Consider the following 16,238-nt stretch of genomic DNA (forward strand, 5'->3'; position numbering starts at 1 on the left):
ACAATATCAAGAGAACACAACTATTATAAAATATCTTTAATCGCATAACTATTTCTATTATTCGTTATCAAATCGTGGATTCTCTCTTTGGAAATGAAAAACAATTTCCCAGTCTCCTTTCGTAAATAATTTGAAGTTCAATCCGAAACCCGCTGTAATCAAGATCCCTCCGAAACCTCTTCTAGAATAACTAAAATCTACCTTTGCACTTCCTCCATTTGTATATTTAGTAGGGTAATTTGTAAGGGGAATGGGATAAGCGACATCATATTGAACATAACTTTCCGTTTTTTTCATGTTAAAACCATGTACCAGCTCGTTCCAATTTGTTTCGTTGAAATTATCAGGGTTGATCGGATTTTTATCTTTGTTCAAAAAAACAAATCTTAAATTATGACCATTTCCACCACTAAAAGGGCGTATATAAACCACCAAATCTTTAAACTCATCATTGGTTCGCAACAATTGGTTACTGGATTCTCCAAAGATGTCATTCATATAGGAAGGCCAGATATAGCTTTGCTTCTTGGGGTTTTTAGGATCCTGGGGTCTGGTGCGATTTCACCGTTATACGGATTTTTATCCGAATAGGGTTCATAGTCCTGTACTCGCCATGGTAGGATCATAAAATCTTTGACAATGGTAGTTCCGCCTGAATTGGAAACTTTCAGATCGAAATAGCGAACATTTTGAACCAGGTCAATACTATCTTTGGCTCGAGGTGTAATAAGCGCATTCGTTGAGGAGTTCCATAAAATAAATGTCCCTGTCGAATCGACCTCAAAAAGCGGTCTGTTGACCTGTTTCCTTTTGGCTTCGATTTCTGCCAGATTTTCTCTGTTCCATCGTACCGTGAAATCCACTCATAGACTGGTTTTACCTGAAAAAGATCTGTATACGGCCTTCCATCGCCGTAGCGGGGATTGACAATTTCAAACTTTAATGGCGTTGTTGAATGGTCTGTATTCACTATCCCCATAGTGTGGTCCGTCCTAAAATGGGATAGAAGGATTTCCCGTCATAAGTCAGATTCACGCTTAAAAACTCCTTCTCTTCGGGCAAATTATACATTTTTTACACCCATTTAAGCCTGCACACATTAAAACAAGTAGACTACAATAAAAACATAGTCCCTTATCCAGTATTCTGTATTTTTAAAAATTCTCATTGCTTAGACATTCTTAAATTGGTTATTGATTTCGGTTCATTGTCCAGTCTGCAAGTTGGAAATCACTGCCCCCATACATGCGTGCGATATTCAAACGATAGGTTTTATATGCTCTTGTATTGGTAAAAAGAATACCCTTAACTGGAAACGCTCATCAAAAGCTTCATCTTTTTGGTGTCCAGAAGATCCCATTTGGAAGTCTCTTCGTTCCATCCCTGTAAGGTCCAATCTGTTGGATCCCGCTGTTGAATGTCATTCGCTGACCGAAGCGTATAGCTGTTCGCAGCGACAGCAACCAGAAAATCCCATTGGATATAAAATTGTCCGGGACTTGACAAGAAGAATTTGGTCTCTGGATTGCCATCAAATACATACTTGGATGCTTCCACAGCATTCGGACCTCCGGACGTTTCTTTTGATGCGGATCCTACTCCGCCAATTGTTTTAAATAAATTCTCAGGTGGTGGGATATAGATAATCTGACTGACAAATTTATTAAAGCCGAAAACATGGTCAGGATTAAGCACATGGACCACAGCGTTATCTGTCTGGATATTTAGCGAACTTGTTTCCGTCGTCACCCAATTGCGATTAAATACGGATCTTCTTGTGTCGGAGAAATCAACTATTGTTGGACCTCCATTCATATATCCCGATGACGCCTGTCTATTGAGACCGATATGCATCGGATAACCGTAGCGTATCCCCAATACGTCCTTCCCATCTTGATTTGTGAGTGAATCACTGGAAATCCTTCCCTGGATAATGTACTGACACATCAGCGAATCCAGTATTTCATATTTCACAGAATTTAAATATTGGGCCGGTTTGTCCGATACATTCAATGTATTATTCAGGTTCTGAACCGCCAATTGAAAGTTAGCATTTGTCAGTGCAAACAAAGTGACCGTACTATCTTGCAGTTTCTTTTGCAGTCCGATCCGGTCGATAACTTTAACCAAGGAATCATATACCCCAGGCTTACTTTTTAGATAACTATATAAATTACCCTTATAAACAGGTTCCTTGGCCATTGGCGAATAGTAACCTTTATCTTTGGCACAGGCGTACAACAGAGATGTAACTGCCAATGCGAATATGCACCGTATAAATAAGTTCTTTTTCATAGCTGTTACTTCTTTACTTCCAATAAGCATTTTGTTCTATTAACTTATTCTGTGAGAGGATTTCCTTTGCGATAGGCCAGTAAATACCATCATCGGCTATCAGTTGTGCCAATTTCGGATTGTCATGTTTTATCTTTTCGCGGCGGATCATATCATACCAGCGATGCCCTTCCCCATCAGTTCCCGTTTGCGTTCCAGGAAGATCGCGTCAACCAAATCACCATTAGCAGTTTCGCTGTATGCTTTAAGGCCCCTCCTTTCCCGAATTTCATCTAATAGCTCGATAGCGGCGGATTTTTCACCAAGTACAGCCAAGGACTCCGCCCGCAAAAGAGCGACATCCTCCAAGCGGGTTAAAATTGTCGCACTGGTAAAAATCCGAAAAGTGGGATCAGAAGTGCCCCCATGATACATTTGATCTTACTGAAAATCGGATATTTACCATTGAAATTCCGGAAGTAGACTTCCGTGTTCGGATTGCCCAGGGTATCTATGCTGAAACGCTGATCTTTTTCTCATTGAATGTCTTTAGAATCATTTCTTTAGGCATGTAAATATCGGGCACAGATTTATTCACCACAGGCGCCGCCAGTGTAAGTTCCTCAATATGACCTGTAAATGAAGCTTCGACATGCGCCCAGATATAGGGAAAGGAAAACATCTGTTCGGATCGTTTTTCAAAGAAAAAACCATTGCCATCCGTCAGGAAAGAAGAAGATAAATAATAAGCTCCTCCTTTCGAATAATTATCCATCACAAATTTGGAGTAAGATGCGACATCAGCATAATTCGCTTGCCAGGCGGCCAAATGAGCTAAGATCGCATAGGCGGAAAGCTTCCGTACCAACGCACCATTCCAGCGTGAGGAGCTTTCATTATAATAATCCCCAATCTGCTGCTCATCGCCAGTGCTATAGGAATAAGGCAGCAGTTGTGCCGCCTCATACATTTCTTTTTCAATCCAGGCATAGAGCTTTAAACGATCTTCGCGAGGCTTATTTTCAAAATTGCCATCATGAGAATTTAAGATCAAGGGGACATCTCCCCAAATACGTACCATGTTGAAATAGGCATAAGCACGTAAAAATCGCGCTTGGGCAACATCCACTACAAGGTTATTTTCGGTATACCGCATATCCTTCTGGCGTACTTCTGGTGCACGTTCCATAAATATGTTTGCGGCATTGACCACCGCAAACCAGCGCCGCCAGTTGGATAATGCATTTAGCGATTCATAATTCGCTTTGAGATCATTTTTATAATGGCTTTCAGGTCTTGCCGGTTTGGACTTTCAAAATCACCGGATCGTACATCTCCGTAAAGCCAATATCCGTTATTATCGTCCAATGCGGCCTTGGTTAAACCGTATATACCCATCAGCCCAGCACGCGTATCTTCCAAAGCATTCCACATATTTTCTTCTTTGACCGTCCGCGAAGAATCTATATCAAGCATTTTCTTGCACCCGCCGCCAAGAGCGAGCAAGAAAATTGGTAAAACACGAATAATGAAGTAGTATCTTTTCATGTCTGTTTGTTTAAAAATCAACTTTAATACCTAAGGTGTAAATTCGGGGATACGCAATTTGGACCCAATATCGTAACCCGTATAATCGACAATCTCGGGATCCACACCGCTATAAGATGTTATGGTCGCGACATTATTCGCAGAAACATAGGCATAGGCATTTTTAATACGCTGTGCACTTCCACCGAGCAAAGTCGTCAGATTATATCCCAATGTGATTGCGCGAATCTTCAAAAAAGAAGCGTTCTCCAAGAACAGGTCCTGATCTGCCTGATACGCAATGACCGAACTCAAGGGTTATACAACGGATACTTACTATAGTCGCCTCTTTTCTCCCAATAGGTAATCTCCTTGACCGCATCCAACTTCCGGGCCCCTTCATTATTAATAAAATCAAAACGATTTGCCATCTCTTGATTAATGAGCTCACGGCCGATATTGTAGTACATATTGATACCTAGATCCCACTTCCCAAACACAAAGTTGTTGTACCAATTTCCAAAAATGGCCGGTAAACGATGCCCTTGCAAAGTTCTGTCATCATCATTTATGGTATTGTCGCCATTTTGATCCTTCCAAATGGGATCACCTGCTCGCAACTGAATAGCATTATAGGTCATTCCCGATGGTACTTCCGCATCTGTCTTGTAAATCCCTTCATTGGAAAGAAGCCAATATTGATCCAGTGACTTGCCAACTTCCAATAAATTATTCCCAATAACCAAGCGATCAAGTCCATTTGGCAATGCTTTAAGTTTGTTTCGATTGTGAGACACATTAAGTGCCGTAGACCATTTAAATGTTTTGGATTGGATCGGATCGAGACCGATTGTTAATTCCGCCCCGGCATTTTGAACATCCATTCCTGCGGAATAACTTGATTTGTATCCATACTCACTAAAGGAAGGGATATTGATCAGCTGGTTTTTAGTCTGTTTCAGGTACAGATCCAAGGAGACATAAAAGTTCTTTTTTCAATTGCGTAGTCAAGACCTAAATTGCCCTGATCAGTGTAGGCCCAGGGAATATTATAACCTACCCATCCCGATTCGTAAGGCCGCACCAGTCCAGCGATCGCATTATAGCCGGCAACCAACTGATTGCCTGTAAAACCCATTTGAGCGACATAATTAGGTCCCTGTGCAAAATCATCAAATACATTGTTTATTCCAATACGTCCCAGACTCAGTCGAGCTGTCAGGTCTTTCAGGTTTCTATTTGTATTGAAATAACTGTTTTTGATATTCCAATTTACAGAAAGCGATGGTGTAAACAGCCATCTTGCATCGGGCTGAGCATTAGAGGATCCATCGGACCGCAGCAATAAGGAGACATCAACCTTTTGTCATAATTATAGGTCGCTTTTCCATAAAAAGAGACTAAATTATGGCGAATACGATCTAAAAATTTAAAAATAAGTGCTTTAGGATAAGCCGTAGCTTCCAAATAATTCGGAAGATTAATATCATCCTCCAAAAGATTGACTTTGATAAAATCATTTACTCCTTTGTAAGCGTAAGCGTAGTTATAGCGGTACGTATCCCATTGCAAGCTATTTCCGATCAATAGATTCAGGTTATTTTTAGCATCAATTTTCCAGTCATAATACGCTTTGTTGTCAAATACAGCACGCTGGTTATAGCCATAATAATTGGAAGCAAAATTATTGGATTCCATGAGCTTGCTATGATAAAATTGATCCCGGTAGCCTTCATTATAATCGACCATACCAGTCGAAAGAAAATGGAAATTACCTAAATCGATTTGTAGCTTACCGTAGCCCTGTACAATATTAGACTTGTTATTGTCAAAGCCTTTTTGTAAAAGCCCAAGTACTCATTATAGACCTCCTTGTTAGGCGACAATGGTGCCGATAGATCGGGGAAATAGGCTAACTGCGCAAAACGATCTCTCAGATTTAAATTTCTATTACGATCGAGTCTGGTTAGATTTGCCTGCATGGAGAATGTCAGCCAAGTCAATGGACGCATATTCAACCCAAACAAAGCGTAGTACTTATTTAGCTTCACTTTCTCTGAAATACCTTTATCCTGAGTCGATCCAGCAGCAAATTGAAAATTCGCGCGAGGGCCACCGCCAGAAAGGTTCGCATTTAGGTTATATACCAAACCATTGTTATAATAGGAGTCACTCCAATCCGACTTACCAAAGTAATTCATATTGAGTGAATCACTTAGATACACAGGATAAGAATCTCCATCATCGTATTTACCATTCGATGTATACAAATCATAAAACTGTCTTCTGAATTTATTCTCGTATTCACCGTTGATAGTCGTCACCTGTGGACGTTGTGCCAACCCCGTATACATATTGACGGCTATACGATTGGTTTTATCGGACTGATATTCTTTGGTCTGGACGACAATTGCTCCATTTGCGGCATTAGGTCCATACATGGCTATTGCCGCAACATCTTTAAGGACCTCAATAGATTTGACCATATCAATATTGATATTGGCCAAGAGATTTGTTGCCGGTCCAATTCGCTCGAGATCATAGGTCTGTACGGCATAGGCGAATGGATGTTCTCCTACTAACGGGATGCCATCTATCACAACTAATGGTTGATTTTGAAAAACATCGATGTCAGAAAGCAATGGTCTCGAAATACCACGAAAATACATGGGTTGTTTAGTTCCAGGTTCACCAGATGGCTCTGTTACATAAAGTCCCGTATTGTTCCCTTTTAAATACTGCTGAAGGGATGTATAAGGTAACAAGCCTTGCTTCTTGATCTCAACAGGATTGACTTGACTAACTTTGGTCTGAAATATGGAGTCTAATTTTACAGTTCCAATCTGAAGCTTAAGACTATCCGAAGGAGCTAATTGCTTATTATCCTGACCAGAAACAAGAGAACAGCAAGCACAGGACCATCCCAAGACAACGAGTCCACTCAAACACCTCTTTTTAATCATGTACATAAGAATGATATATAATTAGGTTATTTTACTTTTCTAGTTTAATTGGTTATAATACCCTGAACCAGAGGCCAATTGGGTGTGTTTTTTCGAGATAAGAAAATTAGTCAACTTCTTTCTCAAAAACCCGTTATGCAGTATCAAATAGAACTACCATCATAATTTAAGGTTTAAAGTTTATATAAAAAACGTTTTAGCATAATAGGAAATACCTTTCTGTCAAAACTGGTTTACTTACTTAATTGGTCAGCACTTATCGCTCTTGGTTATACTGAAGATATATAGAAAACGGAGAAAAAAAAATTTTTCTCTGTTTTTTTGTTTTGCTAAACTGGTTTAGTGAGCAACATTAAGCTATTTTGCGTCAAAAACTCGATTTCTGACCGCTCAAATCGAGATTTGCTAAAAAAACTCGCTGGCTATTTTTTTCAAATTGTAACAGTTTATCGAAAACTTCTTTCAAAAATCTATTCTGTTCCCTTTCGGGTAAAGGGCTTAAAAAATAGAAAAGACCGATCTGCAAACGATCGGTCTCTCCACTATTATAGTAATTAGTTCTAGTTTAGCTGAATTATCACTTTCCTCTCTTGGGCTTATTTGTCATTTCAAATACCAATTCACCACCATTCGTTAGGCTACTATACGATAATTTCAAATTATCCAAGAGTTTACCATTCAAAGTCACCGATTTAACATATACATTCTTCTCAGATTGGTTACGCACAGTAATGCCAATACTTTTCCCGTTTTCTAGATTGATCTTCGCAGATTTCACCAATGGGCTTCCAATCCAATAGGCATCCTCGCCTGGTGCTACAGGATAAAATCCAAGCGCTGTAAATAGATACCAGGCGGACATCTGTCCACAGTCATCATTTCCACCCAACCCAGCATGTCCATTATGATATTGATTTCGAATAATCTGACGTAAACGTGCCTGCGCCTTCCAAGGGCTCTGGGTCATGTTATACAAATAGGCAACATGATGCGAAGGCTCGTTTCCATGTACATAATTCCCAATAATTCCATCTCGGGTGATATCCTCGGTATGCTCAAAATATTTATCGGGAAGTTCCATTGTAAATAAAGAATCCAGATAAGTCTCCAGTTTCTTTTGCCCCCATAAGCTCCATCATCTCCTGAGGTTGATGTGGGACGTACAAGCTATAATTCCAGGAATTCCCTTCAATGAAGCCTTGGCCATGGGTATCTAATACATCAAATTTCTCTTTAAACTTCCCTTGAGAATTCTTTGGTCGCATAAAACCTATTGCAGGGTCATAAAGCGATTTCCAACTCTCAGCACGTTTCGAAAAAGTACGGTAGATATCTTCTTTCCCAAGCTTCTTTGCCAATTGCGCGATACACCAGTCATCGTAAGCATACTCCAGTGTATTCGAAACCGAAGTACCAGACACATCATCCGGAACATATCCTTTATCCATATAGGCTCCTATTCCCTCATAATTACGGGTATTTGCCGTTTGCACACAAGCTCGTAATGCCGCTTCGGGATCACCTTTATACACACCTTTCAATATGGCATCAACAATGACAGATACCGAGTGATAACCACTCATACACCAATTGTCGTTGGCATAATGTGACCAGATCGGCAACATTTTCAATACGCTCTGATCGTAATGCGCCATCATTGACGCGACGATATCTGCATTGCGCGAAGGGTTAATCAGATTCAGAAGTGGATGGAATGCCCTAAACGTATCCCAAAGGGAAAACGACGTATAATTCGTAAAACCCTTAGCTTGATGAATCTCCTGATCCAATCCCTTATATTCACCATTTTGATCCATATAGATGGTTGGCATCAGACTCGCATGATACATGGCAGTATAGAAATTGATTAGATCCTCCTTGTTCAACATATCCACTTCAACCTTGTGAAGCTCCTTTTCCCAGGCCGTTTGTCCTGCATGCACATATCCATCAAAATTCCAGTTCGGAGCCTCAACTTCCATATTGTTGAGTGCATTCTTCATACTTACTGGGCTCAGCGCAACTTTCATCAGAATAGATTCGTCGGCTTTCGTGTCGAAGTCCAAATGCAGCTTGATGTTGTGAGCGGCTAGATCGGGAAAATTATGCTGTTGATCAAACTTACGCCAAAAACCGTTATACACTGATTTCCCATCTTCATATTTGGCGCCATAGTTTTTGAATGGTTTGGATGTCTTTATCGCAAAATAAACGGTACGTGTCCGGGACCATCCATTCGTTTGGCGATACCCTACCAAAGTCGAGTCATTCAATACCTTGACAACCGTCCAGACATTTTTACCGTCATAATTATAAATTCCAGCAGTTAGATCCACCACAAGATGTGAAGCATCTGATTTCGGGAAGGTATAACGATGAATTCCTACGCGTGTGGTAGTTGTTAATTCAGCTTTAATCTGATGTTTATCAAGCAAAACACTATAGTAGTTGGGCTCGGCACGTTCATTTGCATGCGAATAAGGAGATCTATACCCCTCCTGAGGTTTATCTGCAGTTCCTGGATTGAGCTGCACCTTCCCTGGGTTGGCATGACCAATATATCCCCAAGATCAGAGTGGCCAGTACCACTAAAGTGTGTATGGCTAAAGCCCACAATCGTTGGATCACCATACTGGTAACCAGCACAGTATTTATACACATCACCATTGTACTGTCCATTTACAGCATAGGATAAGGTATCCGTATCCGGACTTAGTTGTACCGCTCCGAAAGGAACGGTCGCCCCGGGGAAAGTATGCCCCATCCGAGCGGTTCCGATCAGTGGTTTGACATACTGAATCAATTTGGTTTCTTGTGCTCTTAATAAATAAGGGGCACATAACAAACCGAAACAAACTAAACTTCTTATGTTCATCGCTTAAGGATTAGATCTTTGGATTTTGACTATAAGCACTCCACAGCTCGTCAATCGTCTTCCCGGTCTGCGCTTTCCAGAAATCATCTGTATACGTTTTACTCCGCATTGCTCCATCCAATTTTTTAACAAAATCCTTTTTCACATTTTTATTAATCCAGTAGAGGAATCGTGCCGTAGTACGATAAGAATCTGTATACTTTTGTTTCTCTGTATACTCAGGTAACTTCCAATTTGCTCCAGCATTATCTATTCCGTCATCAAAACGAACAAAATCTGCGATCCCTTCAGTTACCCACCAAGGTCCGGCCCCATCAGGATAAGCCTGAACAATGTGCATCACTTCATGGGTAACAACATCAATATCACCCGGATTTTTGGCAAACCACTCCGGGCTATATCGTACAATACCTCCAGCTGTTGCGGCCACGCCCTTATAATCTGGATCAATAACAAAAGACACTTTTTGATAGTCTTGCTATTATATTTTTTTGCCAGTTTGGGATAATTAGTAAAATAAGCCGCCACCAATCTCTTCTTTAGTGCAGGACTAAAATCCTTGTCTTTATTGATCCAGATTAAAGTATATCCACCTTTGGTGATACTGTCGACATCTACAGCCACCTTTCGATCATTTTGTGTATGCTGCCAATTATCCTGTGCGGAAAGCGAGCAAGAATACATTAAAGCGACAACAGCAAGCGTTCTTTTCAAATAATTAAAGTTCATAATTAGGTTATTGTTATTTTTTCTTTTTGCTTTTTTGAATTCACACCCGTGTTCAATTCACTTGTCATCGAATATGGAGCTGCGCTCAAGGTAGTTCCTCTATTATAATTCGGTTTAGCTGTCATATCAAAATTAAGATTCCCACCTTCATGAAGTGCCTTATGACTTAACCAGTTTTTACCATAATCTGTTCCATTCAACTGCAGTGCATTGACATAAACATTTTTATCCGAATTCTTAGGTGCATCTATTGTCAATGTCTTACCATTTTCGAACGTTAATGTAGCTTTTTTAAATAATGGAGCCCCGAGCACATATTCGTCTGTCGCTGGACAAACCGGATAAAAACCTAGCGCAGAAAATACGTACCAAGCCGATGTTTGACCATTATCTTCATCGCCACAATAACCGTCAGGAGTTGGCTTATACATTCTGTCCATAACCTGACGCACCCAATATTGCGTTTTCCATGGTTGGCCTGCATAATTATACAGGTATGGCATATGCTGAATCGGCTGGTTACCATGCGCATATTGCCCCATATTGGCAACCTGCATCTCCCGAATTTCATGGATAATACCACCATAATAGCTATCATCATAATTTGGAGCCTGAACAAATACAGAGTCCAACATATTGACAAAAGTTTTCTCTCCACCCATTAAATCAATCAGTCCCTGCACATCATGGAAGACACTCCAGGAGTAATGCCAACTATTACCTTCAGTGAATGCATCCCCCATTTCAATGGATTGAAAGGAGCTTGGAATTTACCATCTTTATTTTTACCACGCATTAAATTGGTGGAAGGATCAAATAAGTTCTTATAATTCTGAGCACGTTTAGCATAGAGATCAATTTCAGCCTTAGGACGGTTCAATGCTTTTGCCAATTGGTATATTGTAAAGTCATCATAAGCATATTCCAATGTCCGGGCAGCATTTTCATTGATTTTAACATCATAAGGCACGTAGCCTAAGCTATTGTAATATTCAACACCTTTACGTCCAACAGCGGTCATTGGCCCCTCATTGTTTGCACCATGTTGCAAAGCTTCATATAATTTGTTGATATCATAACCACGCAAGCCCTTCATATAGGCATCCGATACTACCGAAGCAGAGTTGTTACCAACCATGATATCAGCATATCCAGGGCTGCTCCATTCAGGCAGAAACCCACCCTCCAGATAAGCATTAAGCAATCCCTCCTGCATTTCTTTATTGATAGAAGGATACATAAAGTTTAGGAAAGGATACAAGGCTCTAAAGGTGTCCCAAAAGCCTGTACCACCAAACAAATATCCTGGTAGCGTTTTACCATTATATGGGCTGTAATGGACAGCCTTTCCTTGCGCATCGATTTCATATAGTTTATTCGGAAAAAACAATGTGCGATACATTGTCGAATAAAATGTGCGCAATTGATCGATATCATCACCTTCTACCTTAATTTTACCTAAGGTCGTATTCCATATCTGGCGTCCATCTTCTTTAATTTGGTCAAATGACTTATTACCAAGCTCATTTAAGTTTAACATAGCTTGGTCAGCACTGATAAAAGAGGACGCAACCTTTACCTGAACAGGTTTTGATTTATCCTTCACTTTGAAACCAACGATGGCGCCCGTATGGTCACCTTTGATTTGCAGCTGGCCGTCTTTCTTTTCTTTTCCCGCCCAAGTAGCAACACTAGCAAAAGGTTGATCGAAAACAAGGACAAAATAGTTCTTAAAATTTTCAGGCAATGGGCCGCGTGCATATTTCGATGAATAGCCAATGATCATATTTTTTTCGGGGATGATCTGCACTTCCGAACCTTTTTCATAAGCGTCCAAAACGATATAAGCATCATCCGTCTTATTGAAAGAGATACGAAACATCGCAGCACGTTCAGTCGGTGTCATCTCTGCTGTCACATCGTGATCAGCCAAGTACACTGAGTAATAATATGGTTTTACAATTTCCGCTTTATGCGAAAACCAGCTTGCACGTTCATCCTGATCAAAAACAGGCTTTCCAGTAACAGGCATAATAGAGAAAACACCATAATCATTCATCCAAGGAGAAGGCTGATGTGTCTGCTTCAAACCACGGATTTTATCAGCTGTATATTGATACTGCCATCCATCGCCATTTTTCCCGGTCTGTGGGGTCCACATATTCATCCCCATGGTCTTGCTATGGAAGGATAAGTATTCCCGTTGGATAGCTCAAATTTGGATTCTGTACCCATTAAAGGATTCACCAGATCGACAGCCTCCATTTGCTGTCCTCTAAACTTCTGAGCCAAAACCGGTTTTGCGTAAAACAAACCCAAGGACAGTAATGACCCTAGAAAAACACTTAATGATTTCTTCATTATTTAGGATATATATAAATATTTCTACTAAAACGTATTAGTAAAGATATAAAAAAGAATATTAAATCAAAAAAACTCGGAGCTTTCGCATATTAGGTCTTATGATTTTTACAATAAGGCTTTATTTTTTAGACCAAGTTTCGGACTTATCCCCGCTTCAGATATGGATACTATCTTTTGATCAAATTTGTCGAAATCACATATTCCTTGGGACTGGTAATCCCGCTATCTATTTCTTTCAACAACACCTTCACATTGACAGGTTTTTGCCAATGGCTCCAATGGTTGTTGGATGCATGAGATCTTAGGATTTAATATATCGAACAATTCATGATCATCAAAAGAAAACAACGGAAAATTAAAATGTTCCCCTCCTTCAGAACGAAGCGATTTCAAACCGAGGATGCAGAGATAATTGGTCGTAAAAAATAAACCATCTAAGTCCACATTCTTAGATACCCAGCTCCGCAAAGCAGCTATACCTTTTGTCGCAAACGATTGTATGGTAATTGCAATATCCGCACTTGCATACCCGTTTCTTCACAAAATTGCAAGTAGGCATTTTTACGTGCCAGCATCTGAGGCTGATCCGAATCAATGGTAATCAACCCAAAGTTCTTACATCCGATTGACTGTAAATGCAAACAGGCCTTCCAGCTGCTATCACCGTTGTCAATATGAACATAATGTGTCGCTACTTCTGGTGAATTTCGATCAAAAACGACCAAAGGAACTTTATTTTCCAGGATTTTTCGTTGATGCTCCTCCAAATTTACAGTAGGTGCCAACAGTATACCTTCAACTTTCTTTTCGAGCATAAAATCAATAATGTCCTGCGCATTTTGGGGATCTCCTAAAGTACTGCTGTAGAGTACATGGTAGTTTTTCTTACGCAAAAGCTCTTCGACATGTAGCGCAAAAGGCCCGAAAAAGGAATCGCCTATATTTTCAACAATCAAGCCAATGGTATTCGAACGTCCTGTTGCCAAACTTTTTGCCAGCGAATTGGGTTTGTACCCGACTTTCTCGACATAATCAAGCACACGCCTCTCAAGCTCCTTGCTGATACGAGCCTGTTCGGCTTTATGATTGATCACCAATGAAACGGTAGATTTGGAAACATTAAGTTCCTGCGCAATTTCTTTAATAGATTTGGCCATAAGAGCATTTCATAAAATTAAGTGAAATTAGAAAATAAAATGAAGAATATGCTCTTATTGAGGCAAGGGAACACTAACACAATCGTTTGCGCAAAATTAGCTGAATGTCTTTTTAGATATTCTGGCGGTTATTCACTTGCTTATATCAATACCTCCACCTCATTTATGCACCTGACATTTAGTTGTTCCTACAACATTGCACCTATAGCAAACAACTTATCCTAAGAAAATTTTTCGTAACAGCGATTTTATCAACAAGACATCCATCACATAAGCAATTTACCGTTCATTTTTAATTTTATCGTATTTTAATAAATTATTAAAAGTAAATGTAAAAATCGAGGTTACTTTATCAATCTTATAATGAAAAATATTTTTTTTTTAAATTTACTGGCTGCTAGCTCCTTATGAAAAACACAAGATCATACCAATACCAAGAACTCCTACCTCTTATACAACAAGGGGATCAGCGTGCTTTTTCGGTGCTGTATGATTTATTTGCCCCGATCTAACTTCTTTTATTTCAAAAAGATCAGTAGCCGTGAAGCTGCCGAAGATATACTGCATGACCTCTTTATTTCAGTTTGGAAAAATAGAGCTTTCATTACAGAAATAGAGTCTCTTCCAGCTTATCTATTTAGTTCTTGCCGCTATTTGGTACTTGCCCATTACCGCAAAGAAATGAGAATGCAGGTTACCCAAGGCGTTGAACATCTTGAGTTTGAAGATCAATCTATTCCGATTGAAGATCGGCTATATTACCGGTACGTCATTGACATTGTTGCCAAGGAAGTAGAAAATCTACCTCAAAAATGTCAGGAAGTATTCAAATTGAGCCGGGAATATTACATGAGTAATAAAGAGATTGCACAAAAACTGGGTATTAGTGCGTCCACAGTTGAAAAGCATATCAACAAAGCCATTCGACATTTACGCACGGCGACAGGTCACCTGTTCCACTTTGTGTTATTTTTCTAACCTATTAATCAGTTATTTACACTGAAATTCTCACAAAATAATATTTTTTTACGTTTTGAGTAGAAGCTCTTCTCCTTTTACGTCACTTGTATTATAACCAACCAGTATAACGCTGCTATTTATGAAGCAAGTGAAAGAATTATATAAATTACTTACCCGTTTTCTGAGCCGATCCGAAAATATTGATGAGCGCAAACAGCTTTTTGACTGGTTTGATCTGCAATCCGCTGATCAAATCCCAGAGAAGCAATTTTCAACCATTCAAAAGAATGTAAAGGATCGTTTGTTGACTGAAATCGGCGGAATAGAAAAAAATCCACTACGATAAAGTACATACAGGTTGTCAGTACAGCTGCGGCTGTATTGCTGATCAGTTTTTTCGCTTATAAATACTGGCCCACAGCAGAACACATCGCTTCCAATAAATTATTGGCATCCATTCCTCCGGGAGGTGAAAAAGCCATTATCACGCTGGCAGATGGGAAGCAGATTAACCTCGACGCATTAGCGTTAAATCAAACTGTTCAAATCGGGGAGACAATTTTAACAAAAGATGCGCGGGGAAAGGTCAGTTATCGAAATGCCAAAACCGGAAAAATTGTTAGCCAGCAAAATATATTAAAAACGCCCAAAGGCGCTACGTATGAGTTAGTCTTAGCGGATGGCACCTTAGTTAGCCTTAATGCTGATTCGAAATTAATCTATCCTTCTTCATTTGAATCCGGAGATCGTATCGTTGAGCTGGAAGGTGAGGCCTATTTCCAGGTGACAAAAACAAAAGATCACAAAAGTTTCATTGTTAAGACAAAAATCAGCAGACAAAAGTACTGGGTACAAAATTCAATATTAATGCCTATTCGGAAGAGGAAGGCGTACGTACCAGCCTAGAGGAGGGCGCCGTTATTGTTTCCAAGCAGAATAGCGCTGTTAGGTTAAGACCCAACGAACAAGCTTTTTCCGAGGATGGAAAACTCCGGTCAAAGACGATCAATATAGATCAGGTGCTTAGCTGGAAAAGCGGACAATTCTACTTTGATGGCACCAATACCGCAGCGGTATTTAAGGACATCGCAAGATGGTATGATATAGATGTTACTTATAATAATAAGAGCAATGCCAGTCAATATATAGGAAAAATTCCCGGAATTTAAGCTTAGAAAAGCTCATCGCTCTTTTAAATTATGCAAATATCCAAACCAAAGCTATTGTGGGGAAAAACAATAGAATTAACTTAATCATTACATAACCAAACCATTAACGAAATGAAAAGCGAAAAATTCCCTCCCTAATAAGAGCTTATTAATATCAATAAAAGACGGATCCTGTTGGCGCAGAACCCGTCCAGCTTAATTGGTATTAAAGTATCGTCTA

The 16,238-nt window shown here is 39.7% G+C and carries 18 protein-coding genes and 3 pseudogenes; 4 read left to right on the forward strand and 17 right to left on the reverse strand.

All coding sequences use genetic code 11. The features are described 5' to 3' along the window. Nucleotides 1-57 precede the first annotated feature (57 nt). The 17 genes and pseudogenes from KUH03_RS16955 to KUH03_RS17035 form a co-directional block, all read right to left on the reverse strand. Complete coding sequence (locus KUH03_RS16955) at nt 58-498, reverse strand: DUF5007 domain-containing protein (RefSeq protein WP_257095036.1); 441 nt, start codon at nt 496-498, stop codon at nt 58-60. Next, nucleotides 495-863: a DUF5007 domain-containing protein gene (locus tag KUH03_RS16960; RefSeq protein WP_257095038.1), complete on the reverse strand. Its 369-nt coding sequence runs from the start codon at nt 861-863 to the stop codon at nt 495-497. The genes KUH03_RS16955 and KUH03_RS16960 overlap by 4 nt, the downstream gene beginning before the upstream one ends. Before the next feature lie 442 nt (nt 864-1,305). Next, nucleotides 1,306-2,295, reverse strand: a complete 990-nt coding sequence (locus tag KUH03_RS16965; protein ID WP_257095040.1) for a fasciclin domain-containing protein — start codon at nt 2,293-2,295, stop codon at nt 1,306-1,308. A gap of 13 nt (nt 2,296-2,308) precedes the next feature. Then, nucleotides 2,309-2,446: a hypothetical protein gene (locus tag KUH03_RS16970; protein WP_257095042.1), complete on the reverse strand. Its 138-nt coding sequence runs from the start codon at nt 2,444-2,446 to the stop codon at nt 2,309-2,311. Continuing rightward, nucleotides 2,443-2,709, reverse strand: coding sequence for a RagB/SusD family nutrient uptake outer membrane protein (locus KUH03_RS16975; protein ID WP_257095044.1), 267 nt, complete (start codon nt 2,707-2,709; stop codon nt 2,443-2,445). The genes KUH03_RS16970 and KUH03_RS16975 overlap by 4 nt, the downstream gene beginning before the upstream one ends. Before the next feature lie 76 nt (nt 2,710-2,785). Further along, nucleotides 2,786-3,499: pseudogene (locus tag KUH03_RS16980) on the reverse strand (RagB/SusD family nutrient uptake outer membrane protein); the annotation flags it as partial. A gap of 20 nt (nt 3,500-3,519) precedes the next feature. Then, nucleotides 3,520-3,750, reverse strand: coding sequence for a hypothetical protein (locus KUH03_RS16985; protein WP_257095048.1), 231 nt, complete (start codon nt 3,748-3,750; stop codon nt 3,520-3,522). 102 nt (nt 3,751-3,852) lie between these two features. Further along, on the reverse strand, nt 3,853-4,116 hold the full coding sequence (locus KUH03_RS16990) for a hypothetical protein (protein WP_257095050.1): 264 nt from the start codon (nt 4,114-4,116) through the stop codon (nt 3,853-3,855). Then, entirely contained in the window at nt 4,113-4,775 is a 663-nt protein-coding gene (locus KUH03_RS16995; RefSeq protein WP_257095051.1) for a hypothetical protein, read from the reverse strand. Before KUH03_RS16995 ends, KUH03_RS16990 begins: the two co-directional genes overlap by 4 nt. Then, a complete protein-coding gene (locus KUH03_RS17000; RefSeq protein ID WP_257095053.1) occupies nt 4,760-5,146 on the reverse strand; it encodes a hypothetical protein in 387 nt (128 codons plus the stop codon). Before KUH03_RS17000 ends, KUH03_RS16995 begins: the two co-directional genes overlap by 16 nt. Further along, nucleotides 5,074-5,550: a hypothetical protein gene (locus KUH03_RS17005; protein ID WP_257095054.1), complete on the reverse strand. Its 477-nt coding sequence runs from the start codon at nt 5,548-5,550 to the stop codon at nt 5,074-5,076. The genes KUH03_RS17000 and KUH03_RS17005 overlap by 73 nt, the downstream gene beginning before the upstream one ends. Nucleotides 5,551-5,576: 26 nt before the next feature. Beyond that, nucleotides 5,577-6,746: a TonB-dependent receptor plug domain-containing protein gene (locus tag KUH03_RS17010; protein WP_257095055.1), complete on the reverse strand. Its 1,170-nt coding sequence runs from the start codon at nt 6,744-6,746 to the stop codon at nt 5,577-5,579. Nucleotides 6,747-7,341: 595 nt separating this feature from the next. After that, nucleotides 7,342-9,639: pseudogene (locus tag KUH03_RS17015) on the reverse strand (GH92 family glycosyl hydrolase). Nucleotides 9,640-9,649: 10 nt separating this feature from the next. Further along, entirely contained in the window at nt 9,650-10,069 is a 420-nt protein-coding gene (locus tag KUH03_RS17020) for a basic secretory family protein (protein WP_257095057.1), read from the reverse strand. After that, nucleotides 9,979-10,368: a hypothetical protein gene (locus KUH03_RS17025; protein ID WP_257095059.1), complete on the reverse strand. Its 390-nt coding sequence runs from the start codon at nt 10,366-10,368 to the stop codon at nt 9,979-9,981. Before KUH03_RS17025 ends, KUH03_RS17020 begins: the two co-directional genes overlap by 91 nt. Before the next feature lie 2 nt (nt 10,369-10,370). Further along, nucleotides 10,371-12,729, reverse strand: a pseudogene (locus KUH03_RS17030) (GH92 family glycosyl hydrolase). A 476-nt stretch (nt 12,730-13,205) separates the two neighbouring features. Continuing rightward, nucleotides 13,206-13,889 (reverse strand): LacI family DNA-binding transcriptional regulator, encoded by a 684-nt coding sequence (locus KUH03_RS17035; RefSeq protein ID WP_257095060.1) that lies wholly within the window; start codon nt 13,887-13,889, stop codon nt 13,206-13,208. 498 nt (nt 13,890-14,387) lie between these two features. On the opposite strand from KUH03_RS17035, the gene KUH03_RS17040 reads away from it, so the two are divergent. The 4 genes from KUH03_RS17040 (at nt 14,388) to KUH03_RS17055 (ending at nt 16,018) form a co-directional block, all read left to right on the forward strand. After that, on the forward strand, nt 14,388-14,867 hold the full coding sequence (locus KUH03_RS17040; RefSeq protein WP_257095061.1) for a sigma-70 family RNA polymerase sigma factor: 480 nt from the start codon (nt 14,388-14,390) through the stop codon (nt 14,865-14,867). A gap of 121 nt (nt 14,868-14,988) precedes the next feature. Continuing rightward, complete coding sequence (locus KUH03_RS17045; RefSeq protein WP_257095062.1) at nt 14,989-15,195, forward strand: hypothetical protein; 207 nt, start codon at nt 14,989-14,991, stop codon at nt 15,193-15,195. Nucleotides 15,196-15,230: 35 nt separating this feature from the next. Further along, entirely contained in the window at nt 15,231-15,755 is a 525-nt protein-coding gene (locus KUH03_RS17050) for a FecR family protein (protein ID WP_257095063.1), read from the forward strand. Between the two features lie 113 nt (nt 15,756-15,868). Then, nucleotides 15,869-16,018 (forward strand): DUF4974 domain-containing protein, encoded by a 150-nt coding sequence (locus tag KUH03_RS17055; RefSeq protein WP_257095064.1) that lies wholly within the window; start codon nt 15,869-15,871, stop codon nt 16,016-16,018. Nucleotides 16,019-16,238 lie beyond the last annotated feature (220 nt).

Origin of the sequence: Sphingobacterium sp. E70, assembly GCF_019285695.1 — a bacterium.
Lineage (GTDB): Bacteria > Bacteroidota > Bacteroidia > Sphingobacteriales > Sphingobacteriaceae > Sphingobacterium > Sphingobacterium detergens.